Raw genomic sequence first — 24,817 nt, forward strand, 5'->3', positions numbered from 1 at the left:
TCGCTTTCCGATTCACGCTGTCAGTGCTGTTCTTCAACGGCCACGTCAGCGCTGAATCGCGCAATACACGCCTGACGCACCCGATCGATCGGCATCGACCAATCTTCGTTCGGTGCGCGGCGGAAGAGCCGCACGGTGTGCGGATACCACGGCGAGTCGCTGCGCTCGTGCATCCAGCGCCAGTCGATGTCTTTTTCCGGCAGCATCACCCAGCACGGTTTTCCAAGCGACGCGGCCAGATGCGCGGTGGACGTGTCCACGCAAATCACCAGATCGAGTTGTTCGATGATCGCCGCGGTGTCCGCGAAATCGTTGAGCTGTGAGCCAAGATGAAGCAACGGTTGCGAAGCGGGCGGGTTGCGCGCTTCGTCTTCGCCCTGCCCTTTTTGCAGACTCACGAAGCTCAGGCCGGGCACGGTCCAGAGCGGCGCCAGCAACGAAAGCGAAGGGACCGAACGATGCGCGTCGTTATGGTGCGCCACGTTGCCCTTCCAGACGAGACCGATCTTGCGGCCGGCAGGCAGCGCGTCCAACGCCGGTTGCCACCGCTCTACCAACGCCAGTTCGGCGCTCAAACGCGTAGGACGCGGAATCGTATCGATCAGCGTACGCAGATGCAGCGGCGCGCTCATCAGGCTCGTCCAGCGGTCGTAACCGGACGTGCGCGTCAACGCCGTGTCATGGTCGACCACCGCATCGATGCCGTCGACAGAGGCCATCAACCGATGCAGCGCCGGCATGCACGCGAACTCGATCCGCCTGGCCCCTTGCGCCTTCAGCAACGCGAAATAGCGGCTGAACTGAATCATGTCGCCGAGGCCGTCTTCCTGCCAGACCAGCAACGTTTTATCCGCCAGCGTCTCGCCGCCCCACTGCGGACAACCCAGCATGTCGCGCGTCTTGTAATGGGCGAACCCCGGCTGAAAATAGCGGAATTCGTAAAGCTGCCAACCCTCTTCGAAACGCCCCATGCTGAGCAGCAACACGGCAAGGCCGAACTTTGCGTCGCCGTAAGTTGGGACCAACACGAGCGCGCGGCGATAAGCGCTTTCGGCTTCCGTCAGCCGGCCGAGTTGCGCCGCTACCGCAGCGAGGTTGTAATGCGCCTCGGCCAGATCGGGACACAACGCCAACGCCTGCGTAAAGGCCTCGATCGCCTCCGGCAGGCGGTCGAGCAAACGCAGCACGCAGCCCAGATTGTTGTGTGCCTGCACGATGTCCGGCCGCCAGCGCAGCGCCTCGCGATACGCGCGCTCGGCGTCGCCGAAACGCTCGAGTTTGGCCAGCACGATACCGAGGTTGTAGTGCGCCTCGGCGTAATCCGGACGGCAGGCGATCGCGCCGCGATAGGCCGCTTCGGCTTCGGGCAAGCGCGTGAAATCGGTCAGCACCGCGCCGAGATTCAGATGCGCTTCCGCGTAATCCGGGCGCATGGCGAGCGCGAGCCGGCAGGCCAGTTCGGACTCTTCCAGCCGGTTCGTCGCCTTCAGCACGCCGGCGAGATTATTCAGCGCCTCCGGATACTGCGGCCGGATCGTCAGCGCTTGTCGATAGGCAGCGTCCGCTTCAAGCGGACGGCCAAGTTCCATCAATACATTGCCGAGGTTGTTGTGCGATTCAGCGTGCTCGGGCAGACCCCGTAGCGCCGCGCGATACGCCGCTTCGGCTTCGGGCAGACGGCGCAATTCGTGCAGCACCATCGCGCGGTTGTAGTGCGCCTCCGCGTAATCCGGACGGATTTCAATCGCCTGACGGTATGACGCCTCCGACTCTTCCTTGTAACCGAGTCCGTACAGCACGATGCCAAGATTGTGGTGAGCGTCGGCCCGGTCCGGCCGCAGAACGATCAGTTGCCGGTACATCGCCTTGGCCGCCGACAGCCGGCCAAGCGATTTGTGCAGCATGCCCAGGCTGTCGTACACCTCGACGTAGCCGGGTTTGATCTGCAGACACTGGCGCCAGTAGTCTTCCGCTTCGTCCAGCTTGCGCAGCGCGAACGAGCACGCGCCGGCGATATTCAACGCGTCGGCGCGTGCGTCGTCGGGTATCGTTGCGCCGTCAGGGAGCGGCGCAAGTATCGGCGCAACTCGCTGCAAGGCGTCGGCGAACTGTCCGGTCGAACATAGCGCGACGGCCTGCTGGTTGAGGTCGGTGATCGAGAAGTCGGTCGTCTGCGTCGTGGTCATGAGTCGTGGTGCATGGAGGCCGGCGCTGCGCCGGCCAGGTCGATCGTTTATTCCGTGCCGCGACAAAGCGCCGCGCCGGACGGAATGCGCAACATGTACCACGCAGCTTAAGCGAATCGGCGCGCGGGTAACGGCGGGAAATGAACGGTGTTCGGCCCTCTAATCCCTCGCTATAACCAGGATCACGCGAGAAAAGTTCGCGCCTCAGTGCTAGAATCGCCCCGCTTTTACTTTCAATCTCATGACTCTACGCGCCCATAACCGCATGACCGCCTGGCTTGGCCTCGTCGCCATGTGCCTGGTCGTGTTCGCGCCGCTCGTGAGTCAACTGCTGGCGTCGAACCGCGCGGGCGAGCCCATCGCCGCGCTCTGTTCGGCGCTTCAGCCGCGTGGACTGGGCGAGCTCAGCCAGTCCGTCATCGCCACACCGGCACCGGTTCAACTGAGCCATAACGACGCGTTCGGCGCCTGCGGCTATTGCCATCTGCTCGAACATCACGTCGCCATGCCGACGGTCGCCGCCGTCGAGCCGCAAGCGTCGCTCACGCTCGCCGGCACCGCTGCGCCCACGCTCTCCACCCGCTTCACGCCGCTCGGCGCGTTTCCGTCCGGACGCCCTCGCGCCCCTCCTGCCGTTTCCTGATCGCTGCCGGTCCTGATCGCGCATTCGTCGCGCCCGTGTAGGGCGCGCGCGGTCGTCTGTTCAATGCATCAAGGAAACGTTCATGTTCAACTTCGCCCCGCGAAGCCTGTCCGCTCGCGCCCGCCGCGGCGCACGCGGCTTGATCTCCGCTCGCCTGCCGCTGCCGTCTTTGCCTATCTGCCTGCCGGCTTTCATTCCGGCATTCGTGCCGGCGCTGATGCCGGCTTTCGTTTCGACAACGGCCCGCGCCGATACCGTGATCGCCGAAGCCACACTGCCGGCCGTCAACGTCACCGCCAGCGCGAATACGGCGGCCGCGCCGCGCGCCGTCGATCCGAATTTGCCCGCCTCGGTCGAGACTGTTACGCGTGATCAGTTCGACAACTGGAATGTGGTCAACACCGAAGACGTGCTGAAGTACCTGCCGAATCTCGCGGTGCGCAAGCGCTTTATCGGCGACCTGAATTCGATCATCGCGGTGCGCGGCACCAGCAATTCGCAGAGCGCACGGGGTCTCGTCTACGCGGACGGCCTGCTGCTCAGCAATCTTCTCGGCAACAACTATTCGTTTCCGCCGCGCTGGTCGATGGTGTCGCCCGACGAGATCCAGCAGGTCGACGTGATTTACGGGCCGTTTTCCGCGCTCTATCCGGGCAATTCGCTCGGCGCGACGGTGCTCATCAGCACGCGCATGCCGAAGCAGTTCGAAGCCAGCGCCGACGTCAAGGCGTTCACGCAGCATTTCAGCCTGTTCGGCGTGAATCAGAACTTCAACGGCAGCGAAGCCAGCGCGTCGATTGGCGACCGGGTCGGCAAGTTCTCGTACCGGCTGGATGTGAACCATCTGGACAACACCAGCCAGCCGCTGCAATTCGCCACGCTCGCCAAATCCGGCACGCCCGCGAAAACCGGCGACGTTCCGGTCACCAGCGCGTATCTGTACAACAACCAGACCAACGCGCCGACGGCGGTACTCGGCGTGAACGGCGAAGGCATCGAGCACACGATTCAGGACCAGTTCAAGCTGAAGATGCAGTACGACTTCACGCCGACATTGCAGGCCGGTTTCACGCTCGGTTACTGGCATCAGACCTATAACAGCCAGACCTCCACCTTCCTGCGCGACGCGAACGGCAACCCCGTTTATAGCGGCAAGGTGGCGATTGGCGGCTACGAGTACAACATTCCCGCCGCCGCACTGGCGCCGAGCCTCGGCTATAGCGAGAACTGGCTGTACGGCGTGTCGCTGAGAACGCGCTATGCCACCGGCTGGAATGCCGAAGCGGTCGCGTCTTACTACGACGTCAGCAACAGCGTGGCGCGCACCGCCGCTTCCGGCGCGCCGGGCAACGGTCCCGGCACGGTGATTTTCGGCGACGGCACCGGCTGGAAAACGCTCGATCTGCGCAGCACCTACACGCCCGCCTCGAAGCAGGCCGGTCTCGCGAATCACGCGCTGAGCTTCGGCTATCACTACGACAACTACTTCCTCGATAACGAGAGCTACAACACGCTGAACTGGCGCGACGGCGGAGCGACCACCTTCGCCAACGCATTCCGCGGCAAGACGCAGACCCAGGCGCTGTACGCACAGGACGCATGGCGTTTTCTGCCGCGCTGGAAGCTCGTTTATGGCGTGCGCTATGAAGACTGGCAAGCGTACGGCGGATCGCAGGCGCTGCCCGGCCAGGCGTTGCCGTTCAGCGACGCGAGCCAGCAGCACTTTTCGCCGAAAGCCTCGCTGTCGTTTGACGTTACCGACGACCTGATCCTGCGCGCGTCGATCGGCCGCGCGTATCGCTTTCCGACCGTCAGCGAACTGTTCCAGGGGCAAATCAACGGCTCGGCGATCGTCAATAACAATCCGAACCTGAAGCCCGAAGACGATCTCTCGAAAGAACTGACGGCCGAATGGGCGCACTGGAATGGCGTGTTCCGCTTCTCGCTGTTTCAGGACGACGTGAAGAACACGATCTTCAGCCAGACCGATACGACCGTGATTCCGAACGTGACGAACTTCCAGAACATCGGCAAGGTGCGCTCGCGTGGCGTGGAAACGAGTTACTCGGGACAGGATGTGTTAATGCGCGGCCTCGATCTGATTGCCAGCGTTGCGTACACGCAGTCGAAGATCATCGCCAATGCGCAGAATCCGGCCACGGTCGGCAAGTACTTCTATCGCATTCCGCTGTGGCGCGCGAATCTCGCCGCGACCTATCGCTTCGACGAACGCGCGGCGCTCACGCTCGCCGCGCGCTACTCGGGCCGCCAGTACAACACGCTCACTAATACGGACACCAATCCGGACGTGTTCGGCGGCACGAGTTCGTACACCGTGGTCGATACGAAATTCACCTTCCGGCCGACGAAGCTGAGCGAGATCGGTATCGGCGTCGACAACCTGTTCGACGCGCGCTACTTCGTCTACCACCCGTATCCGGGCCGCACGTTTTATGTGGAAGCGAAGCTGCGCATGTAAGCGCGCGCTATGAACGCGTTCGTCGCGCGGCGAAAGCCGCTCGGCCTAAAACCTATCTCAGGAGGATTTCATGTCCACCACCACCGCCCAACGCATCGTCTCGGCAACCGGCACGGCCAACCCCGGCTACCGCACGCTTTGGCGCTGGCACTTCTATGCGGGCCTCTTCGTGATGCCGTTTCTGGTCGTCCTGGCGATCACGGGCACGCTGTATTGCTTTCAGCCGCAAATCGAGCCGCTGCTGTATCCGCATCGGCTGGTCGTCGAACCGCAAGCAGTGCCGAGGCTGACCGAAGACAGGCTGTTAGGCAAAGCTCGCGCAGCCATGCCGAAAGACGCCGTCGCCGTCACCACCGCGATTGCGAGTGCGCCGGATCGCAGCACGGAATTCGTGTTCCGTCTTGCCAACGGGGAAAAACAGAGCGTCTACCTGAACCCGTACAACGGTGAGGTGTTGGGCACGCTGAGCGTCGGGAATCGCTTCATGCAGGTGGACCGCATGCTGCATCGCAAGCTGTTGCTCGGCAAGCCCGGCGAGTTGCTGATGGAACTCGCCGCGTGCTGGACGCTCGTGATGATCGGCACCGGCGTCGCACTCTGGTGGCCGCGTGAGAAAACCACTGCACGGGCTGCGCTGGTGCCGCGCTTCGCGCTCAAAGGGCGCCCGTTGTGGAAGAACCTGCACGCCGTGATGGGTATCTGGCTTGCGCTCGGCGCCCTCGCTTTCGTGCTGAGCGGCCTGCCGTGGACAGGATCATGGGGCAAGCAGTTCAAGGCGCTCGCGACCGCCGCGAATCTCGGCGCGCCGCCGGGTTCGTGGGGCGGCTTTCCAATGCGTTCCGTGCTGCCGGCCGGCACGCCTATCGATGCGGCCGCAACGTCTGCTACGGCCAATAAAACCCGCCCGGCACACGATGAACACGCCGGCCACGGCGCGAATGCCGCCGACATGGATTCGATGCCCGGCATGGTAACGGACGATTTGCCCTTGCCGCTCACGCCGTGGGCCGTCGGCAATTCGCCGGTGCCTACGTCTGCCGAACCCCATGCAGCGCAAACGCAAGCTCAACCGAAGCCGCTGCCGCTGCCGCTCGGCCACATCGTCGCGCAACTCGCCTCGCTCGGCGTGACCGACGGCTACAGCATCGTGCTCCCCACTTCGCCGACCGGTGTCTACACCGTCTCGTACTTTCCCGGCGATCCGAAAGACGAACGCACGCTGTACATCGATCAATACAGCGGTGCGGTGCTGAAAGACATTCGCTATGGCGACTACGGCGCCGTGTCGAAAGCGGTGTCGTACGGCACGTCGTTGCATATGGGCCGCTACTTCGGCCTCGCCAATCAGCTTCTCTGCGCGGCGATTTCGCTCGGCCTCGCGGCGATGGCGGTGAGCGGTTGCGTGATGTGGTGGAAGCGCCGTCCGCAACGTTCGCTCGGCGCGCCGTCGCGTGAACGCGCCGCCCCGCCGATGCGCGGCTGGAAAACCGGCCTCGTGCTGCTCGGCGTGATCTTCCCGCTGATGGGCACCACGCTGCTGGCCGTGTGGCTCGCCGACCGCACGATTTTCGGCCGCAGCGCGCGGCAACCGGCCTAACACCCTTTCCTTCCGTCGACTCTGTCGATTCCGTCGAACCATGGAGCACATCATGAATACATCGCGTCAACTTCTCCTCGCCGCCTTGCTGTGCGGTGCCTCGTTGCAAGCATTCGCGGCCGCTCCCGCGCCCGCGAGCGTGTCCGATTGCTGGATCCGCGCGTTGCCGGGCGATCTGCCCAAGGGCGGCTATTTCAAGGCTCATAACGCCGGCGACCAGCCGGTGAATCTCGTCGGCATCAGCTCGAACGCGTTCGGCATGGCGATGCTGCATCAGACGCAAAGCCAGGGCAGCACGTCGTCGATGGCGATGATCGAACAGGTCGCGGTGCCCGCGCACGGCACGCTCGAGTTTGCGCCGGGCAATTATCATGCGATGCTGGAAGAGCCCAAGCAGGCGCTCAAGGTCGGCTCGTCGATTCCGCTGACCTTCTCGTTCAGCAACGGCCAGAAAGTCACCGCTTCCTGCGCCGTGAAGAGTGCGGGTACGATGGGTCAGTGACACGCTGGACAGGCCGCGCCGCGCGCTTAAAATCTCTCTATGGATAAGCCCGGCGCCGCAACATAACCTGTGTCACGCGGCCAGCCCAAACACTCACTCAGGAGAAGCACGATGAACTCGAAACTTGGTCGACCGGCCTTGATCGCAGCCGCGCTCGCCGGCCTCGCGGCAGCGCCCATCACCGCGGCACACGCCGAAGAAAAAGTGCAGTGCTACGGCATCGCCAAAGCCGGCCAGAACGACTGCGCGAGCAAGACCGGCGTACATAGCTGCGCCGGCGAAGCGAAGATCGACAACGATCAGGGCGACTTCAAAACCGTCCCGAAGGGCACCTGCAAAAAGATGGGCGGCAAGATCGACGGACAGACCTAGTCACCCGATCGGCCGGCCGTGTCATCTACTCCGCTGCCTCCAACGAACGCCAACGCATCGGCGCACGCGCCGCCGCGCGGCGTCGGCATCGGCTTGCGTCACGCGCACTACCGCGATTTCCTCGACGCAACGCCGCCAGTTGATTGGGTCGAGGTCCACAGCGAAAACTATTTCGGCGACGGCGGTTTCGATCTGCATGTGCTACACACGGTGCGTCGCGATCTACCCGTCAGTCTGCATGGCGTCGGCCTCGGTCTCGGCTCGGCGACACCGCTCGACACGCAGCACGTCGCGAAGTTGAAACGCCTCGTCGATCGGATCGAGCCCGCGCTCGTTTCCGAGCATCTGTGCTGGGGCGCGACGGCGGCCGCTCATCTGAACGATCTGCTGCCCATGCCGCTAACCGACGCGGCGCTCACGCTGCTGTGCGCGCGCGTCGGCGAGTTGCAGGATGCGTTGGGCCGGCCGGTTCTGCTGGAAAACGTCTCCACGTACGTCCGATTCCGCGACGATCAGTACGGCGAGACAGCCTTTCTCGCTGAACTCGCGGCGCGGTCGGGTTGCGGCGTACTGCTCGATGTGAACAACCTGTACGTGAATCAATGCAATCACGGCGAGGACGCCATGGTGGCGATGAACGCGCTGCCGCGCGGCGTGGTCGGCGAAATTCATCTTGCGGGTCACAGCGTGACGGACGTGGCCGTGATCGACGATCACGGTTCTCGCGTCGCGGACCCGGTGTGGGCGCTGTATGAGTACGCGGTACGACGGTTCGGCGCGATACCGGCGTTGATCGAATGGGACACCGATCTGCCTGCGCTGGCTATTCTGCTGGAAGAAGCCAACCGCGCCCGTGAGGTTCAAAGCGCGGTTCACGCTGCACGGCTGGCGCTTAGCGGAGACCCAAAGAACCATGCGCGCCTCGCTTGAGTCACTGCAGCACCTGTTTGCCGAGTCGCTGGAGACGGAACAGCGGCCTGTGCTTGCGCAACTGCGCACCGATGCCGCGCTTCAAAAGCGCATCGATCTCTATCGAAACAACGTTCGCGCTCATCGCCGCGATGCGCTCGCAAGCGCCTATCCCGTGTTGCGGGCGCTGGTCGGCGAGCGCTACTTCGGCGCACTGTCGAACGCTTACGCACACGAACATCCGTCGCAAAGCGGCGATCTGAATCGCTTCGGTGCCGCGCTGCCGGATTTCATCGGCCGTTACGAAACTGACGCACCGTACCGCTATTTCGCCGACCTCACGCGACTCGAATGGTCGCTGCACGTGGCGTACTACGCGGCTGACACGGCGACGCTCACGCAGCAGGAATGGGCCGCAATCCGTCCTGACGATCTGCTCGATGCACAACTCGCGATCCACCCCGCTTGTGCGTTGGTTGCTTCGCGTTACGCCATCGCCGATATCTGGACCGCCCATCAACCGGACGGCTCGTTGCCGACGCAGATCGATTCGCCGACTTACGCTTTAGTTGTGCGTCCGCATTGGCGCCCTGAAGTACTCGTTCAATCCGCAGCCGCACACGCAGCGTTCGGCGCGCTGCAACGCGGAGCGACACTCAATGAAGCACTCGACGCAGCCTTTGAGATCGACGACGAATTCAATTTCACGTCGCAATGGCGCGAATGGATCGCCGCGTCCGCGATCACCGGCCTCGTGCACGGCACGCCGCCGCAGGCCGAATTCACGCCGACACCCGGACCGTAAAGCGCTTGCCAGCCTTACCACGCGTAATACTTTTGATCAGTTCGACAACGCCAACGGCGCCGTGTATAAGCCTGTAGAGCATGGCATCTCAAGGTAAACACCCGATGATTTCGCAAATAAAACAGATCTTCAGCGACTCGAACAGTCACGTTCGCACCCGCCTGTTCGGTATCTACGGCGTGCTGATCGCCACCAACGTGCTCGCATGGCTCTGGGCGCTCGTCGCGTTCCGCCATCACCCTGTATTGCTCGGCACCGCATTGCTCGCGTATGGCTTCGGCTTGCGTCACGCGGTCGACGCGGACCACATCGCCGCCATCGACAACGTCACACGCAAACTGATGCAGGAAAAGAAGCGTCCGGTCACGGTCGGCTTCTTCTTCTCGCTCGGTCATTCGACGGTCGTGGTGCTGGCCTCGCTCGCCGTGGCGGCGACCACCTCCGCGATGCAAGGCCGCTTCGACCACTACAAGGAGATCGGCGGCGTGGTCGGCACGCTCGTCTCCTCGCTGTTCCTGTTCGCCATCGCGCTGATGAATCTGATCATCCTGAAGTCGATCTATCGGGCGTGGCGCAACGTGAAGCAAGGCGGCCGCTACGTCGACGACGACTTCGACCTGCTGCTCGCCAACCGCGGCTTCTTCTCGCGCCTGTTCAAGCCGCTGTTCCGCATGATCAGCCGTAGCTGGCATATGTACCCGCTCGGCTTTCTGTTCGGCCTGGGCTTCGACACCGCCACCGAAATCGCGCTGCTCGGCATTGCCGCCGCGCAGGCGTCGCAGGGATTGTCGCCGTGGGCAATCATGGTGTTTCCGGTGCTGTTCAGCGCCGGCATGTCGCTGATCGATACGCTCGACGGCCACCTGATGCTCGGCGCCTATGGCTGGGCGTATCTGAAACCGATCCGCAAGATCTACTACAACATGACCATCACGCTGGTGTCGGTGGTCGTGGCGATTGTGATCGGCAGTATCGAGGCACTCGGTTTGATCTCGGACCAGTTGAAACTGCAAGGTCCGCTGTGGGATGCGATCGGCATGCTGAACGATCACTTCGGCACGCTTGGTTACGTGATCATCGGCATTTTCGTGTTGAGCTGGCTGGTGTCCGTGCTGATCTACCGCGCGAAGAAATTCGACGACATGGAGATCAGCCGGTAACGGATAACGCGCCGTTCACCTCACGACAAACCAAACGCCCCGTCATGGGGCGTTTGTGTTTTAAGAGCGTTTACGCTACATTTTGCTCGGTTATGCTCGATTCACCCGACAACCTGAGACCGACACCATGCAGCGAACCCGCCAGGAAGCCCTCGATGGACTGCTGCCCGAACAGCGCGAACAGCTCATCCTCACGCGGCTGCGCGCCGAAGGGCGCGTGCTGGCGTCGGCGCTCGCGGCCGAACTCCAGACCTCGGAGCACACGGTGCGCCGTCATTTGCGCGATCTGGCCGATCAGGGCCTGTGCAAGCGCGTCTACGGCGGCGCCCTGCTCGCCTCGCCCGCCGACAAGCCCGCCGCCGTACGCATGGGCGAAGCCGTGGACCGCAAGGCTCGCCTCGCCGCAGCGGCGGTCTCGATCGTGCGGCCGAAGCAGATCGTTCTGCTGGACGCCGGCTCGACCAACGTCGCGATTGCGGCGGCGCTGCCCGATCATGCCGACCTCACCGTCATTACCAACTCGCCCGAGGCTTGCGCGCGCCTCCTGAACCGGCCGGGCATCACCGCGATCCTGATCGGCGGCCGTATCGCGACAGGCGCGGCCGGCTCGGTCGGCGCGACCGCGCTGTTGCAGGTCCAGCAGATCCGCGCCGACCTGTGCTTTGTCGGCGCGTGCGCGCTCGATCCCGACGAAGGCGTCGCCGCATTCGACGCCGAAGACGCCGAACTCAAACGCGCCATGGTCAAAGCGAGCGGTCAGATCGCGATCGCGCTGACGTCGGAAAAGCTGATGACCGCCGCGCCGTTTTCCGTTGCGCCCGCAACCGCTGTGGATCATCTGTTCGTCGAGGACGACGTGCCGGCCGCGCGCCTCGCGAAGCTCCAGGCGGTCTGCGACAACGTCGAGGTGGCCCGCTCATGAGCGCCTCCCAGCCCCTCATCAAGGAACGCGCGGCCACCCTCGGGGTGTTTCTCGCCAACGGTTTCGGGATCGGCGCGTGGGCCGTCGAAGTCCCGCGCATCAAGGAAAGCCTGGCGCTCAGCGACACCGCGCTCGGCATCTCGCTGTTCGCGTTCGCGCTGGGCGCGATCATCGCCATGCCGCTCGCGGGGCAACTGGCGCCGCGCTTCGGCAGCGGCCGCGCGACCGCGCTGCTCGGCGCGGCCTTCGTCGTGGCGCTGCCGCTGCCCGCCTTCGCGCCCAACATGGCCGTGCTTTGCATCGTGCTGCTGGCGCTCGGCGCGGCAAACGGCGCGCTCGACGTGTCGATGAACGGGCACGCCAGCACCATCGAAAGCCAATGGCACGCGCCGATCATGTCGTCGTTTCACGCGGCCTGGAGCGCGGGCGGCCTGCTCGGCGCGGCGACCGGCGCCATGCTGCAGAAGAACGACGTGGGCGTGAGCGGCGGACTGCTGATTCCGGGCGTCGTGATCGCCGCGCTATTCGCCTGTGCCGCGTTCGTTGCGTTGCGCGATGTCGGACCTAGAGCAGCCGCGCCGGCCAGTGGCTTCATGTGGCCGAACGCCGCCGTGATGAAGCTGGCGTTGCTCGCGTTTCTCTGCATGCTGGTGGAAGGCGCGGTGGCCGACTGGAGCGCGGTGTATTTGCGCTCGGCGTTGAATCAGCAGGCCAGCGTCGCCGCAATCGGCTATTCCGCGTTCGCGTTTTCGATGGCGGCCTGCCGGATTGTCGGCGACGTCTCGGTGCGTCGTTTCGGTTCGAGCAAGGTGGTCGCGTTGGGCGGTTTGATCGCCGTGGCCGGACTCGCGCTGGTGCTGAGCTGGCCGACCGTGCTCACGGCTTGCGTCGGTTTCGCGATGGTCGGGATCGGTCTCGCGAACATCGTGCCGGTGATTTTCAGCGCGGCGGGCCGCTCGACGGTCACGCCGGCGATCGGCGTGTCGATGGCGGCCACGGCGGGCTACGCGGGCTTCCTGGTCGGGCCGCCGCTGATCGGCCTGGGCGCGGGCCTGCTCGGTTTGCGCGTCGCGCTGTGCGTGCTGGTGATGGCCGCGTTGACCGTCTGCCTGCTGGGCGGCAAGGCCGTGCGCAGTACACGGCTTGCTTAAGGCGCCGTCTGGAAGTCGCCTCGAATTTGCCGCCTAGAAAACGCCCGGGATCACGCGGAAACGCACCCGGGTTTTATAGCTGCGATAACCGTCGTCGGCGGACAGCAGTTGTTCTTCGCGAACAATGCGCACCACCTGCAACGCGAACTGGCAACTATAGACCAGCAGGTTCTGCAGGCCGAAGTTCACCAGCAGAAAACCCATGTCGGTGATGAAGTAGCCGAGATACATCGGATGGCGCACGAAGCGATACGCGCCGCGCGAGACGACGCCGCGATTGGCCGGCAAGATGCCGAACGAGCGGCGCAGCGACGCTTTGGCAAACAGTTGCCAGAAGATTCCGAGCAATTGCAGCACCGCGCCGACGTCTTCCGGCACGAGATGCGAACCGGGGCTCAGACGCACAGCCAGAAAGTAGTAGGTGCCGCCCATCGAGCAGATAAACGCGAGCGGCCGCCAGTCGCGCTTCGCCGGAATCCGCGAGAACAGCGACAGGCCGATCGTCACGAAAGCCGACACGACCAGCAGCAGCAACGTGATCCGCTGCGGCGCCGCGAGCCATTGCCGGATCGCCCCAAAGGCAAACAGGCTCAGCATCGACGCGGCGCCGACCCGTGCGGCGATTTCGACCAGGGCGCGCCGCGGGCTGGGCGAGCTTTGATCTTCAGCAGAGGCGGAAGCGGCCGGGGCATTCGCCGCAGGCGCCTTCTCTTCCACTCTTAACTCATGCCTGGAACGAGCCTCGGAAGGCAGATCTCGCAACGGTGTCGGCGATGTCATAGCGCGCTCACTTGGAAATACGAAGGATTTGCGAAGCCAGTTGCGTAAAGCACGGCTTCAGATCGTTCGGGGTCGCGGCGTAACAATACACGCCGACCGGCTGGGCCGGGTTATAGCAGCGGGCCAGCGAATCCGGCGTGTTGGCCATGCACTTGAGCACGTCCGAGCCCAGTTCGTTGTCCGGGCCTTCCGGCTGAACCAGTTCCGGCCCATAACCCAGCGTGAACACATACGTGCCCTCGATACGCGCCTGCGCCGCCATCGCTTCGAGCAGATTACGCGACGCCCGGTTGACGTTCACATACGTGATATTGCCATTCGGCACCGCGCGCGGCGTGGTGACGGGCCAGATCGGGAAGAGCTGTTCGTTGACGTTGTGCGCGTTGTACCACTTCGGCATGGCGGTCACGAGCCGGGTGGCGTTGCTCTGATAACACGGCGAGCTCAGGCTCTGGCTCAGTGCGTTCATGTTGTAGAGCCCGGTCATCGTGCCTGCCGTGTCGGGACTCGCGAGCGTGGCCGGGGTGTTGTTGCAACTGCTCTGATTGGTCGTGAAATACGACGCGAAACTGTTCGGCGCGCCGTCCGAGAAAAACACGATCACCCGCAAGCTGGAAGGTTGCGTGATCACCGTATTCAACTGGTTGCGCGCGTTCCAGACCGCTTCGGCTGAATTGGTGCTGCCGCCGAAGGTGTAGGCGTTGATGTCGGTCGTCATCAACGTGCGGTTGAAGCCGCGCGTGTTGCCGTTGAACGGCACGTCCACCACCGTGCCATAGGCGAAGTGCATCAGCGCCACGCGGTCGTTCGTGACGTCGAAATTATTCAGGAACGCAATCGCGTTCGCGCGCACCGCGGCCGGCACGCCGGACACGTTCAGCGAACCGGTCGTATCGATCACGAACGCCATGTCCAGCGTCTTGCGGATTGCCTGCGACGAGGAACTCACGTTCAGGATTCTGAAGCCGAGGGTCTGCATGAAGGTGACCGGCACGCTCGCCTGCGCGGTCATGCCGATCGTCACGGTGCCCGCGTTGAACACGATCGACGGCGTACCCGCCGTCACCGTCGAGCCGAGAAAGCCCACCGGATAGTTCGCCGCGAAAAAGGCCGAGGCCGCCTGCTGCGCGTTGGCGGTCTGCTGGGTCTGGTTGTTGCCGCGCGTGACGGCTTCGCCGGCGGCGATCACGGCGCCGTCGGTCGCCGCGTCGAGGCGTGCCTTGATCATGTAGCCGAGTCCGGAATCCACCGCGAGCCCGACGATGCCGATCAGCGCGATCAGCGACACCGCCACGATGATGCTGATCGATCCTCTCTGCCGTGCTGTGTATCCCGCTATTTTCTTCATGACACCCCCGACCCGCGTTTTTTATTCGACTGTGTTTTATGTGTTTTGTCTGAATCAGAACACCGTCATCGCATACAGATTCGGTGACAGCGCGGGTGTCCTGATCCCGCCTCCCAGGTTGAGCGAACCGAGCAGCGGCGTTTGCTGATAGAACGCCTCGACCACGTAAGCGATCTGACCGGTAGAAAGCTGGCCTTGCAGCAGATTCACCACCGGTGAGCTGGAACCGGTCGCCGGAATGTTGCTGCAACTGCCGGTGCCGTCCGTCGCCCAACTGGTGCCCGCGCTGCCGCAACTCCAGGTATGGCTCGCCGGATAGTAGTTGCCGCCGTTCCACCGATACTGCGCGACCACGATCCCGGTGCAGTTGTTGCCGCTGCTGTCGCAGTTGTTATTGCCCATGATCTCGGTGATGTAGATCATGCCGTGCGCGGTCATGTTGAGCGGCGGCGTGGTCGCGGTGAGAGACGTCATGATGGACTGCATCGGATACGTGAGCGACGCACGCGACGACAGATTCGCGCCTTCGCGGCTCACGTTGATCAGAATCATCTGCGCCTGGATGTTGCGCGCAATGTCGTAGACCGGCAGCGCGAGCGCCACGAGGATCGGCAACAGCAACGCCATTTCCACGCTGACGATGCCGCGCGTCGCGTGGCGGCCCCGGCGTTGCGTTCGTGCACGGGTACGTGTGGTGCTGGGCATATCAGAAGCCCTCGTTGCGCATCGTCGCCGCGACGCTGAAGCTGAACTTGCCGTTAGCGAAAAACGGCTTGACCAGCGGCGTCAACATCGGCCAGATGCAGTTGATCTGCAGCACCACGATGTCGCCGGGATTGCCAAACATGCCGGTGCTGTAACTCGCCTGAGTGCCGTAGGTTTGGCTCGTGCCGCCGTTGATGGTGATCACGTAGCTCGGCGACACGTAGTTGTACAAGCCCATCGAACTGGTCTTGATCTCCTGCAGGACCGCCTCGTAGCGCTGCTGGCTGGTCGTGTTCGGATCGAGGTTGCTTTGCCCCGTCACGGCGTAGCGCGCGCCTTCCCGCACCGCGTATTGCATGGTCAGGTTGACCCACAGCGCCACGCCCAGATCCATGGCGATGCACAGCAGCAGGAACAGCACCGGCGCGACCAGCGCGAATTCGAGCGTGGCGATGCCGCCCTGCTTGCGTCGATTTCCCGTGCGGCCGGTAACGGGTGTGCCGGCGGCCCTGCCGGCTTCATGAGCGGCCTTGCGGCGAACGGCTTTCATTTCGGCTCCTGATCGATCGCCATCGGCTTGCCGGCGATTCGCGCGCCGCGCCCGGCCGGCAGCCGCAGCGGCCAGCTCAACGCACCCAGCAGCGAGCGCGGTTGCGCGCCGTCGTCGAGACCGGTGGCCGGCCACTCATGCTTCGCCGGCACCCAGCGCGTGCCGAACAGGTGATCCCACAGCGGCAGCAACTGCGTGAAGTTATGGTCGAAATGCTCGACGCGGTTCGAGTGATGCAGGCGGTGATATTGCGGGTTGTTGATCCACGTGCCGTAGCGGCCGAGATCGACGCGCAGATTCAGATGCGCGAAATAATTGCCGACCATGAATACCAGCGCCGTTGCGCCGACAATCGCCGGGGACACCTTGAACATCACGCCGACCAGCGGATAGAGCAGGCAACCTTTGATCAGCATTTCGAACCAGTGGTGCCGCAGCGTCACCGTTACGTTGAACTCCACCGCGCTGTGGTGCAGCGAATGCAGCTTCCACAGCAGCGGCCACGCATGCTGCAGGCGATGAAACGCATATTCGAGGAAGTCGATAGTCAGCAGCACGATCACGAACGACGCCAGCGCGCCCCACCCGTGCGACACCAGCACGACCATGCCGCCGCCGAGCGCGTTGACGATCGCGACGCTGGCGGCCGCCGTGAGCGGCTTCACCGCCTCGGCCAGCACCAGGTACAGTCCCGCGTACACCATGTTGAAACGCTGCCCCGCGCGCGATTGCAGCAGGTCGGCCGGCCAGCGCCGCTCCAGCACCGCGCCCACGGCCATGATCGCCAGCACGAGCAGGTAACCGCGCAGCCACAGGCCGGCGTGGTGCAGCAGATCAGCAAACGCGCTCGACGCAAACATGGAATTCCCCGGTAAGTACTGGTGCATCAACGGCGCACCCGGCGCTCAGCCGCCCGCCATGCCGTTCATGATCGGGAACAGCTGGCGGACCAGCCGGATCGCCGACGGACCGACCAGCACGGCCATCAGCGTCGGAAAAATAAAAAACATCAGAGGAAACAGCAGCTTTAGTGCGATCTTGGCAGCCTGCTCTTCGGCGCGCAAGCGCCGTTTGGTGCGCAGGTTGTCGGTATAAACACGGAGCGAATCGCCCACGCTGGTGCCGAAGCGCTCCGCCTGGATCAGCATCGCGGCGAGCGTGTCGATATCCTCGACGCCCGTGCGCAACGACAGGTTGCGCAGCGCCTTGTCGCGGCCCGAACCGGCCCGCAATTCGAGCAGCACCATCTCGAACTCGTCCTTCAGCGCGAGGCTTTTCACGCCGATTTCCTGGGTGACCCGCATCATCGCCGCGTCGAGGCCGAGGCCCGCTTCCACACAGACGGTCATCAGGTCGAGCGCATCGGGCAAGTCTTCGAACAGCGTGCGCTGACGGCGCTCGATCATCCGGGTCAATATCAGGTTCGGCAGATAGAAGCCGAGCGCCGACGCCACCAGCACCGTCAGCAGCAACAGCATGCGCTGGTCGGCGTCGAAGACATTACCGAGAGAGATCAGCGCGATCGCCGGCAGCGCCAGCGCCAGCACCGTCTTGGCCGCGAAGTAGATCGCCGGCGCGGAGGGGTTGCGGATGCCCGCATTCGCGAAGCGCAGACGCAATGCCGACTTGTCCCAATCGTCTTTCGGCAGCGACAGCCGGGCGACCCGTTCCGAGACTTTCGTGACGGTTTCGACCCAGTTCTTTTGTGCACCGGAACCGGCCTCGCCGTCGAGCGCGATGCCGCCCGTCGAGCCCGTCTGCCCGAGTCCCTCGATGCGCCGTTGCACTGGATCGGGCCGCAGCAGCGCCATTGCCTTCAGCGCCGCGCCGAACACGATCAGGAACATCACCCCGAGCAAAACGATCTGTTCTGTTTTCATGGTCTGCGGGCCCAGCCCGCGCTCCTCGTGATGAAATCCGTGGTCTAGATGTGAATCCGCACGATCTTGCGCATCCACAGAATGCCGAACAGCATCATGGTCAGCGACACGCCGGCGATTTGCATGCCGGCCGGGTCTTTCCAGAACACGGTGACGTAGTCCGGATTGAGCACCGTCAGAAGCCCGACGATGACGAACGGCAGCGCGCCGAGTATCCAGGCCGACAGGCGCCCTTCCGCCGACAGCACCCTGACTTTGCCAAGCAGCTTCATCCGTTCGCGAATGATCCCGCTGATGCAGCCGAGAATCTCCGCCAGGTTGCCGCCCGCTTCGCGCTGGATCAACACAGCGATCACGAAGTAGCGCAGATCGTCGACCGGCACGCGGCCTACCATATTCAGCAGCGCGTCGTTCAGCGACACGCCGTAGTTGATCTCGTCGAACACCAGCGCGAACTCGCCGCCGAGCGGGTCCGGCAGTTCGTCGCCGACCATCCCGAGCGCGGCCGGAAACGAATGCCCGGCACGCAGCGCGCGCGAAATCAGATCGGCGGCATCGGGCAACTGGCGTTCGAGTTGCAGCACCCGTTTGGCGCGCTTGCTGCGCAGAATCAGCGCGGGCAGCAGGCTCAGCGTCAGCGCCGCCGCAACGATCACGAGCGAGGGCAAGCCGGTCAGCCATGCGATGAAAGCGCCGGCGAGCGCGCACAGCAGGGTATAGGCGACAAAGCGCGCCACCGACCACTTCAGGCCCGACTGCTGCAATTGCCGGTCGAGCGCATGAACGCGTGGAATACGCAGCAACAACCGCGTGACGAACGGCGACTCGCTCAGCAAACGCTGCTTGAGAATCGACAGCGATTCGTTGCTGACGTTGCCCGCCGCCGAGAGCGCGCGCAGGCGCTCGTCCATGCGTTTGACGGCCGGCCCGTGATGGCTGCTCCAGAACAGATAGACGCCCTCGATCAGCAGCACGACCGCGAGAAACGCGAGTACCGCGAAGGCGATAAACGATGTGTTCATGTCACGCTCCCCCAACCGGTTTGAACGTTGCGCCGCTCATACTTCCAGACGCCGCGCCGGATCGAATAGCTGATCGGGCAGCGAAATGCCGAAGCTCGCCAGCCGCTCGTAGAAAATCGGCCGCACGCCGGTCGCGCCGAAATAGCCTTTGATCATGCCGTTTTCGTCGACGCCGGTCCGCTTGAACGTGAAGATTTCCTGCATGTTGATGACGTCGCCTTCCATGCCGGTGATTTCCTGGATGCTCATCAGCTTGCGGCGGCCGTCGGTCAACCGTGAGGCTTGCACCACCACCGTGATCGCCGAGGCGATCTGCTGACGGATCGCCTTGATCGGCATCGTCAGGCCGGCCATGCCGACCATGTTCTCCAGGCGCGTCAGCGCGTCGCGCGGCGTGTTCGCGTGCAACGTCGCCATCGAACCTTCGTGGCCGGTGTTCATGGCGTGCAGCATGTCGAGCGCTTCGGCGCCACGCACTTCGCCGAGCACGATACGATCGGGCCGCATCCGTAGCGCGTTGCGCACTAGCGAGCGCTGCGAGATTTCGCCCTTGCCTTCAATGTTCGGCGGACGCGTTTCGAGGCGCAGCACGTGTTGCTGGCGCATCTGCAATTCGGCCGCGTCTTCGATCGTGACGACCCGTTCATCTTCCGGAATGAAGCCGGACAGCAGATTGAGCAAAGTGGTCTTGCCGCTGCCCGTGCCGCCGGAAATCAGCACGTTCAGCTTGGCCTTGATCAGCGCTTCGAGCAGTTGCGCCATGGCGGGCGTGAAGCTCTGGTTATTCACCATGTCGGCAACCGTGAGCGGGTTCACCGCGAAGCGGCGAATCGACACCAGCGGGCCATCGATCGCGGACGGCGGAATGATCGCGTTGACGCGCGAACCGTCGGGCAAACGCGCGTCGACCATCGGCGTGGATTCGTCGATCCGGCGGCCGACCCGCGACACGATCCGCTCGATGATCTTCATCAGATGCGCGTCGTCGTAGAACGTCACGTCGGTGTGTTCGAGGCGGCCGCGCCGTTCCACGTACACGTGCTGCGACGTGTTGACCAGAATGTCGGAGATGGTCGGATCGTTGAGTAAGGGTTCGAGCGGACCGAGGCCGACCATTTCGTCGTGCACGTCCTGCGCGAGACGGCGGCGCTCGAGTTCGTTCATCGGAATCTTGTCTTCGTCGACGATCCGTTCCACCAGTTGCGCGAGTTCGCGCTTGATCTGTTCCGGCGACAGGCGTTGCAGCTTGTCGAGTTCCACCCGGTCGATGATCGCCTGGTGGATGTTCATCTTGAGTTCCTGATACGCGCGCCGCGCCGCCAGGCTTTCAGCCGCGACACCGGCCGCCGCCGCGCTGCCGGCGGCGTCGAACGGCATGTTGCCGTTCTGCATCATCAACTGTTCGCGCAATGACATAGTGCTCTCCGCCTGGTTTTATCGGGTCGCCGGCTTGAACCGGCTTGAACCTGTTCGTGCCGCTCAGTGTCCGGTCTTCAGGCGCGGCGCCGCACTCGGCCGGCCCTGCAACAGACGGCCGAACACGCTCTTGCGCGGCCCCGCCGGCAACGGCGGCCACAACAGGTCGGCCAGTTGCACGATGCCTTGTGCCAGCGCCCCGCCCTTCGCGGCGGTGACGAGCGGCACGCCGTGATTGAGCGCTTCGGTAGCCTGCTTTTCGTCGCGCGGCAGGTGATGCGCGATCTTCGCGCCGAAGGTTTCTTCGAGCGTCGTGAGGTTGATGCGCGCGTTCTTCTCGTACTGGTTGACGATCAGTTTCACCTTGCTCGCCGCATAGCCCAGCTCGCGGAAAATATCCAGCATGCGGCGCCCCGCGTGCAGATACAGCACGTTCTGCCGCACGACCATGCAGATCGAGTCGCTGTGATCGAGCGAGTGGATCGCTAGCGGATTGATGTTCTGGCCGACGTCGATCAGCACCGCGTCGTATTGCTCGCGCACCAACGTCAGAATCCGCTCCAGATGCGCCGCGCGCAGTTCGCCCGATTTCACCGGATCGCCCGCGCCGGCCAGCACGTCGAGATTCGGATGCACATGCATCACGCAGGCTTCGAAGAACGCGGCGTCGAGCCGGTCGATCTGCGAGCACAGGTCCGCGAGCGTGGCGGGCGGCGTCTTGTCGGCCACCAGCAGGCTGGCGTCGGCGAACTGCTGGTTCAGATCGATCAGCAGCACGCGTTTGTCGCGCTGCGCGGCCAGCGCATAGGCGAGGTTCACGGCGATCAGCGTGGTGCCGCTGCCGCCCTTGCAGGACGTGAACGACACGACCCGCCCTTCGCGGCGCATGCCGGCGTGTTTTTTGGCCGACACATGCGCGAGCGCGTCGGCGAATTCGGCTTCGTCGAGCGGCCAGGACAGCACATGGCGCACGCCGACGCGCATCGCCGCCATTAGCAGCGTGGTGGACGGCGACGGCGTCACCAGCATGCAGTGCAGATGCGGCGTGTGGGACAGCGCCTCTTCGACGCCGCTCAGGTCGCGCGGCGTCAGATCGGCGTCGTCGACGATCAGCAGATCGGCGCTGCGGATCGCCGCGGCGTGTACCCGCAACTGTTTCGCGGTGCCGTGCAGCGTGCGCAGACGGAACGCCATGCCGCTCGCTTCGAGACGCGCCGCGATGCGTGGCGCGCGCTCGGCGCTGGACGAAATCAGAAGGGTGTCGATCATGGTGTGTCTCCAGGCTTGAATCCGGACCGTCGCACGCAAGTGCTCAGTAGTTGCTCGACGAGCCGATGCCGATCGTGAAACTGTTGGTCGGCGCGGCCGGCGCCGTGAACGATTTGACATAGCTCTTCTGCGCCGACACGGCCGCCGCGCCGTCGATGCCCGCCACCGGATTCGTGTTGGCCGGGCCGTCCGGATTGAGCGTCTGCATTTCGCGGATCTGCCGGACCGAGTCGCCAAAGGTGGCGTCCCACTGCGGCGTCGAGGTCATGCAGCCGGCCAGCGCGGCACAGAATCCCGCGCACAGCGCGACCCGGATCAAGGTGTGGATGGATGTCATGTCAGTCTCCAGTGGGTCGCGCATCAATGGACGGCGGGTGCGTCGTGGCTGTCGGGCGTGGGCGGAATCACCGCCACGTCGGCCGCCGAAGACTGCGCCGGTGCGGGTACGGGTTTCGGCATCGGAATCTGCGCCGGCGCCATCGCCGGTGTTGTTCCCGGAGCCGGGGCCGGCATGGGCGCCGGTGCCGAGCCGTCCGCGCCGGGTGCCGCGCGCTTCGTGCCTTCCATGTGGCCGGTCAGGTACACGTTCGTTTCACCGGCATCGCCGAAATGGTCCGTGGGCAGCGGATAGTGCTGCGGCAGCGGTTTCGCGAGGCGCGGCGTGACGACGAACACCAGTTCGGTCTTGTCCTGTTCGTAGCTGGTGCTGCGGAACAGCGCACCGAGCACCGGCAGTTCGCCGACGCCGGGCAAGCCCTTCAGCGTACCGGTCACGTTGCTCTTCATCAGGCCGCCGATCGCGAAGCTCTGACCGTCGTACACCTGCAGCGTGGTCGACGCGCGCCGCGTGGTGATCAGCGGCAGGATCGTCGTCGAATTCGAGTTGCCGGCGCTCACCACCACGCCCGTGGACGACAGCTCCGACACCTCCGGCGACACCTTCAGGTTGATGCGGCCGCCTTCGAGCACGGTCGGCGTGAAGGTCAGGCCCACGCCGTATTGCTCTTCCTGCAACACGATGGTCGTGCCGCCCGAACCGTTGCTTTGCGGCACCGGGATATACACCTTGCCGCCGGCCAGGAAACTCGCTTCCTGACCGCTGATCGCCATCAGGTTCGGCTCGGCGAGAATCTTCACGAGCTGATCGGTTTTCTGCGCGTCGATGGTCAACCCAAGCGGCGAGTTATTCGCTTTCGACGCGGTCAGCGCGCCGAGCCCGCCCGACAGGAAGTTCGCCAGCAGCCCGAAGCTCCAACTGCCAATGCCGCCGTTCAGATTCGCTTGCACGCCGAGTTGATCGATCAGCGTCTTCGAGACTTCCGCGACCTTCACTTCGAGCATGACCTGCTGCGGCGCGGCCACTTGCATCATGTTGATGATGCGTTCGCCACTCCCGCCGCCGAGCGACGGTGCCGGCGCGCCCATCGCGCGCGGCGCAGCGCCCACCGGCAGCGGACCGCTGCCCATCGGCGCGCCGCTTTGCAGCGCGGCAGTGGGACGGGCCACGAAGGCGCGCGCCAGTTCCATCACGCGTTCGGCCTTGACCGCGTCGGTGACGGTGCCGGTCAGCACCAGCGTGTCGGCGGCGGCCTTCACCTGAATGCCGGTTTCCTCGGGCATCAGCGCGGCGAGCGTGTGTTGCAGACCGCCCGGGTCGGCGCCGACGCTCACGTCGATGATCGTGCAGGAGCCGCTGCGGCCTTGCACGATCATGTTGGTGGTGCCGACGTCCGAGCCGAGCAGATAAAGCGTTTGCGGCGAGACGAGCATGGCCTGCACGATCGACGGATTACCGACGGTGCGCGAACGCACCGGTTCGCGCACGTCGACCATCGCCGACTTGCCGACCGGAATCGTCACTTCGGTATGGTCGGCGATCGGGCCGCTGCAATTCGGTCCGCGGCTGGTTTGCTGCATGCCGCGTGAGGCTGCGCCGCCACTCATGCCGCTGGCGGCAATGGTCAGATGCACGGTGCCGTTGGGGGCCATCGTGATCGGCGTGCCCGGCAGACCCGGCACGTCCTGAGCGCTGGCCTGGGCCACCGGCAGCATCGCCAGAGACAGCCCGAGCAGCACGCAGGTGCAGGCGTCGGCGATCCGGGTACGGCTGCGTGGTGCAAGCAAATTCGCTTCGCGCGGGCCGAGCGGGTGCTGCGGCGCGCAAGCGCGCTGTGTCGTTCTGGCGTTCATGTCCTACCCCCGTTATGTGCCGCTTTTTACGCGCTGCCGGTCGAACTCAGTCGCGAATCGGTCACGGCTTGCAGGCTCGAGCCTGTCAAAAACATTCTTGTCTTGCGTCGGCGCCGTCGAGTACTCGCACGCAGTTGCCCGGTGCGCGCAACGCCACCTTGCGCACGATCCGCACCGGCTTCGGTTCGGACGCGGCGACCGCCACGACCGGCGTCTTCAGCAGCGAGGACTTGGTCGCGCCGACGGTGTCGATCGCCTGCGGATCGATCTGGTTGCGCAACACCAGCGAAAGCGTGCCGATGCTGCGCGCCAGATCGATTTTCTCGGCCTGTTCCGGCGACACTTCGAGCGTCACCGCGTCGACCACTTTCGGTTTGGTTTCGTCGCGGCCCACTTGCTGGGCGACCGCGAGGACGAGAATCTTTTCGAGCACGATCTTCGAGATGTTCTGGTCGTGCTGACCGCCGGCGGCGCTGCCGTCTTTCTGCGTATTGACAATGATGTCGACGTAATTGCCCGGCAGCGCGAAGCCCGCCACGCCGATCACATCGTTCACCCGCACCGTGATGGCGCGCTGGCCTTCGCCGATCACCGCCGAGAGGCCGCCGAGCGTGCCGACCGGTGTGAGCTTCGCGTCGACCACCGGCTCGCCGTGCAGCAGGCTGTCTTTCAGCACGCGGCCGTCGAGTTTCTGAATGTCGGTGTACGCGCCGGGCGGCACGCTATTGGAAGGCCAGTCGGTGAGCTTCAGGAAGTCCGGTCCGATGCGCTGGCCGAGATTGATATCCGTTGCGGCCACCACGACTTTGGTGGTGGCGGTCGACGACTGCGAGACCATCCAGCGCGAGGCGAACACCACCGCGGTGAGCCCGGCCAGCGTCGCGATCAGCAACATCGTTACAGCGCGCGCGTTTTTCATTTTCAACCCCCG

General features: G+C 64.2%; 23 protein-coding genes. 10 read left to right on the forward strand and 13 right to left on the reverse strand.

The annotated features are described in order from the left end of the window. Positions 1–20 precede the first annotated feature (20 nt). On the reverse strand, positions 21–2,186 hold the full coding sequence (locus FA94_RS30940) for a tetratricopeptide repeat protein (RefSeq protein WP_035558637.1): 2,166 nt from the start codon (positions 2,184–2,186) through the stop codon (positions 21–23). A 241-nt stretch (positions 2,187–2,427) separates the two neighbouring features. On the opposite strand from FA94_RS30940, the gene FA94_RS30945 reads away from it, so the two are divergent. The 10 genes from FA94_RS30945 to FA94_RS30990 all read left to right on the forward strand — a co-directional run bounded on the left by FA94_RS30945 (position 2,428) and on the right by FA94_RS30990 (position 12,726). Continuing rightward, a complete protein-coding gene (locus tag FA94_RS30945) occupies positions 2,428–2,829 on the forward strand; it encodes a DUF2946 domain-containing protein (protein ID WP_035558640.1) in 402 nt (133 codons plus the stop codon). An 82-nt stretch (positions 2,830–2,911) separates the two neighbouring features. Then, a complete protein-coding gene (locus tag FA94_RS30950) occupies positions 2,912–5,308 on the forward strand; it encodes a TonB-dependent receptor (RefSeq protein WP_035558643.1) in 2,397 nt (798 codons plus the stop codon). 70 nt (positions 5,309–5,378) lie between these two features. Further along, positions 5,379–6,905 (forward strand): PepSY-associated TM helix domain-containing protein, encoded by a 1,527-nt coding sequence (locus tag FA94_RS30955; protein WP_035558645.1) that lies wholly within the window; start codon positions 5,379–5,381, stop codon positions 6,903–6,905. 52 nt (positions 6,906–6,957) lie between these two features. Further along, positions 6,958–7,407, forward strand: coding sequence for a copper chaperone PCu(A)C (locus FA94_RS30960; RefSeq protein WP_035558649.1), 450 nt, complete (start codon positions 6,958–6,960; stop codon positions 7,405–7,407). Between the two features lie 111 nt (positions 7,408–7,518). Beyond that, positions 7,519–7,779, forward strand: coding sequence for a BufA1 family periplasmic bufferin-type metallophore (locus tag FA94_RS30965; RefSeq protein WP_035558651.1), 261 nt, complete (start codon positions 7,519–7,521; stop codon positions 7,777–7,779). An 18-nt stretch (positions 7,780–7,797) separates the two neighbouring features. Next, positions 7,798–8,709: an MNIO family bufferin maturase gene (gene bufB / locus FA94_RS30970; protein ID WP_051980953.1), complete on the forward strand. Its 912-nt coding sequence runs from the start codon at positions 7,798–7,800 to the stop codon at positions 8,707–8,709. Continuing rightward, positions 8,693–9,493: an HvfC/BufC N-terminal domain-containing protein gene (locus tag FA94_RS30975; RefSeq protein ID WP_035558654.1), complete on the forward strand. Its 801-nt coding sequence runs from the start codon at positions 8,693–8,695 to the stop codon at positions 9,491–9,493. Before bufB ends, FA94_RS30975 begins: the two co-directional genes overlap by 17 nt. Before the next feature lie 104 nt (positions 9,494–9,597). Continuing rightward, on the forward strand, positions 9,598–10,653 hold the full coding sequence (locus tag FA94_RS30980; RefSeq protein ID WP_035558656.1) for a HoxN/HupN/NixA family nickel/cobalt transporter: 1,056 nt from the start codon (positions 9,598–9,600) through the stop codon (positions 10,651–10,653). Between the two features lie 127 nt (positions 10,654–10,780). Further along, on the forward strand, positions 10,781–11,575 hold the full coding sequence (locus FA94_RS30985; RefSeq protein ID WP_035558659.1) for a DeoR/GlpR family DNA-binding transcription regulator: 795 nt from the start codon (positions 10,781–10,783) through the stop codon (positions 11,573–11,575). Beyond that, positions 11,572–12,726, forward strand: coding sequence for an MFS transporter (locus tag FA94_RS30990; protein WP_035558661.1), 1,155 nt, complete (start codon positions 11,572–11,574; stop codon positions 12,724–12,726). Before FA94_RS30985 ends, FA94_RS30990 begins: the two co-directional genes overlap by 4 nt. A gap of 33 nt (positions 12,727–12,759) precedes the next feature. Here FA94_RS30990 and FA94_RS30995 read toward each other — a convergent pair whose 3' ends face one another. The 12 genes from FA94_RS30995 to cpaB all read right to left on the reverse strand — a co-directional run bounded on the left by FA94_RS30995 (position 12,760) and on the right by cpaB (position 24,805). Further along, positions 12,760–13,506 carry a methyltransferase family protein gene (locus tag FA94_RS30995; RefSeq protein WP_081936259.1) on the reverse strand — a complete coding sequence of 249 codons (747 nt, stop codon included), beginning with the start codon at positions 13,504–13,506 and terminating at the stop codon, positions 12,760–12,762. A gap of 7 nt (positions 13,507–13,513) precedes the next feature. Continuing rightward, positions 13,514–14,854 carry a TadE/TadG family type IV pilus assembly protein gene (locus FA94_RS31000; RefSeq protein WP_035558668.1) on the reverse strand — a complete coding sequence of 447 codons (1,341 nt, stop codon included), beginning with the start codon at positions 14,852–14,854 and terminating at the stop codon, positions 13,514–13,516. A 54-nt stretch (positions 14,855–14,908) separates the two neighbouring features. Next, positions 14,909–15,559, reverse strand: coding sequence for a TadE/TadG family type IV pilus assembly protein (locus tag FA94_RS31005; protein WP_035558672.1), 651 nt, complete (start codon positions 15,557–15,559; stop codon positions 14,909–14,911). Between the two features lies 1 nt (position 15,560). After that, positions 15,561–16,109 carry a TadE/TadG family type IV pilus assembly protein gene (locus tag FA94_RS31010; protein ID WP_035558675.1) on the reverse strand — a complete coding sequence of 183 codons (549 nt, stop codon included), beginning with the start codon at positions 16,107–16,109 and terminating at the stop codon, positions 15,561–15,563. Further along, a complete protein-coding gene (locus FA94_RS31015) occupies positions 16,106–16,969 on the reverse strand; it encodes a sterol desaturase family protein (protein WP_035558680.1) in 864 nt (287 codons plus the stop codon). The genes FA94_RS31010 and FA94_RS31015 overlap by 4 nt, the downstream gene beginning before the upstream one ends. Positions 16,970–17,014: 45 nt before the next feature. Beyond that, on the reverse strand, positions 17,015–17,989 hold the full coding sequence (locus FA94_RS31020) for a type II secretion system F family protein (RefSeq protein ID WP_035558683.1): 975 nt from the start codon (positions 17,987–17,989) through the stop codon (positions 17,015–17,017). Positions 17,990–18,033: 44 nt separating this feature from the next. Then, positions 18,034–19,011 (reverse strand): type II secretion system F family protein, encoded by a 978-nt coding sequence (locus FA94_RS31025; RefSeq protein WP_035558685.1) that lies wholly within the window; start codon positions 19,009–19,011, stop codon positions 18,034–18,036. Between the two features lie 36 nt (positions 19,012–19,047). Then, complete coding sequence (locus FA94_RS31030; RefSeq protein ID WP_035558687.1) at positions 19,048–20,427, reverse strand: TadA family conjugal transfer-associated ATPase; 1,380 nt, start codon at positions 20,425–20,427, stop codon at positions 19,048–19,050. A gap of 63 nt (positions 20,428–20,490) precedes the next feature. Next, a complete protein-coding gene (locus FA94_RS31035; protein ID WP_035558689.1) occupies positions 20,491–21,696 on the reverse strand; it encodes a CpaE/TadZ family protein in 1,206 nt (401 codons plus the stop codon). A gap of 43 nt (positions 21,697–21,739) precedes the next feature. Beyond that, positions 21,740–22,033 carry a hypothetical protein gene (locus tag FA94_RS31040; protein ID WP_035558692.1) on the reverse strand — a complete coding sequence of 98 codons (294 nt, stop codon included), beginning with the start codon at positions 22,031–22,033 and terminating at the stop codon, positions 21,740–21,742. Positions 22,034–22,056: 23 nt separating this feature from the next. Further along, positions 22,057–23,886: a type II and III secretion system protein family protein gene (locus tag FA94_RS31045; protein ID WP_035558695.1), complete on the reverse strand. Its 1,830-nt coding sequence runs from the start codon at positions 23,884–23,886 to the stop codon at positions 22,057–22,059. 85 nt (positions 23,887–23,971) lie between these two features. Further along, positions 23,972–24,805, reverse strand: a complete 834-nt coding sequence (gene cpaB, locus FA94_RS31050; RefSeq protein WP_035558698.1) for a Flp pilus assembly protein CpaB — start codon at positions 24,803–24,805, stop codon at positions 23,972–23,974. Between the last annotated feature and the right edge of the window lie 12 nt (positions 24,806–24,817).

The sequence above is a fragment of the Burkholderia sp. 9120 genome (assembly GCF_000745015.1).
Classification (GTDB): domain Bacteria; phylum Pseudomonadota; class Gammaproteobacteria; order Burkholderiales; family Burkholderiaceae; genus Paraburkholderia.

Bases quoted from the DNA above. Each gene is read 5' to 3' on its own strand.
- FA94_RS30940 (WP_035558637.1), bottom strand. From the start codon at position 2,186: ATGACCACGACGCAGACGACCGACTTCTCGATCACCGACCTCAACCAG.
- FA94_RS30945 (WP_035558640.1), top strand. From the start codon at position 2,428: ATGACTCTACGCGCCCATAACCGCATGACCGCCTGGCTTGGCCTCGTC.
- FA94_RS30950 (WP_035558643.1), top strand. From the start codon at position 2,912: ATGTTCAACTTCGCCCCGCGAAGCCTGTCCGCTCGCGCCCGCCGCGGC.
- FA94_RS30955 (WP_035558645.1), top strand. From the start codon at position 5,379: ATGTCCACCACCACCGCCCAACGCATCGTCTCGGCAACCGGCACGGCC.
- FA94_RS30960 (WP_035558649.1), top strand. From the start codon at position 6,958: ATGAATACATCGCGTCAACTTCTCCTCGCCGCCTTGCTGTGCGGTGCC.
- FA94_RS30965 (WP_035558651.1), top strand. From the start codon at position 7,519: ATGAACTCGAAACTTGGTCGACCGGCCTTGATCGCAGCCGCGCTCGCC.
- FA94_RS30975 (WP_035558654.1), top strand. From the start codon at position 8,693: ATGCGCGCCTCGCTTGAGTCACTGCAGCACCTGTTTGCCGAGTCGCTG.
- FA94_RS30980 (WP_035558656.1), top strand. From the start codon at position 9,598: ATGATTTCGCAAATAAAACAGATCTTCAGCGACTCGAACAGTCACGTT.
- FA94_RS30985 (WP_035558659.1), top strand. From the start codon at position 10,781: ATGCAGCGAACCCGCCAGGAAGCCCTCGATGGACTGCTGCCCGAACAG.
- FA94_RS30990 (WP_035558661.1), top strand. From the start codon at position 11,572: ATGAGCGCCTCCCAGCCCCTCATCAAGGAACGCGCGGCCACCCTCGGG.
- FA94_RS30995 (WP_081936259.1), bottom strand. From the start codon at position 13,506: ATGACATCGCCGACACCGTTGCGAGATCTGCCTTCCGAGGCTCGTTCC.
- FA94_RS31000 (WP_035558668.1), bottom strand. From the start codon at position 14,854: ATGAAGAAAATAGCGGGATACACAGCACGGCAGAGAGGATCGATCAGC.
- FA94_RS31005 (WP_035558672.1), bottom strand. From the start codon at position 15,559: ATGCCCAGCACCACACGTACCCGTGCACGAACGCAACGCCGGGGCCGC.
- FA94_RS31010 (WP_035558675.1), bottom strand. From the start codon at position 16,109: ATGAAAGCCGTTCGCCGCAAGGCCGCTCATGAAGCCGGCAGGGCCGCC.
- FA94_RS31015 (WP_035558680.1), bottom strand. From the start codon at position 16,969: ATGTTTGCGTCGAGCGCGTTTGCTGATCTGCTGCACCACGCCGGCCTG.
- FA94_RS31020 (WP_035558683.1), bottom strand. From the start codon at position 17,989: ATGAAAACAGAACAGATCGTTTTGCTCGGGGTGATGTTCCTGATCGTG.
- FA94_RS31025 (WP_035558685.1), bottom strand. From the start codon at position 19,011: ATGAACACATCGTTTATCGCCTTCGCGGTACTCGCGTTTCTCGCGGTC.
- FA94_RS31030 (WP_035558687.1), bottom strand. From the start codon at position 20,427: ATGTCATTGCGCGAACAGTTGATGATGCAGAACGGCAACATGCCGTTC.
- FA94_RS31035 (WP_035558689.1), bottom strand. From the start codon at position 21,696: ATGATCGACACCCTTCTGATTTCGTCCAGCGCCGAGCGCGCGCCACGC.
- FA94_RS31040 (WP_035558692.1), bottom strand. From the start codon at position 22,033: ATGACATCCATCCACACCTTGATCCGGGTCGCGCTGTGCGCGGGATTC.
- FA94_RS31045 (WP_035558695.1), bottom strand. From the start codon at position 23,886: ATGAACGCCAGAACGACACAGCGCGCTTGCGCGCCGCAGCACCCGCTC.
- cpaB (WP_035558698.1), bottom strand. From the start codon at position 24,805: ATGAAAAACGCGCGCGCTGTAACGATGTTGCTGATCGCGACGCTGGCC.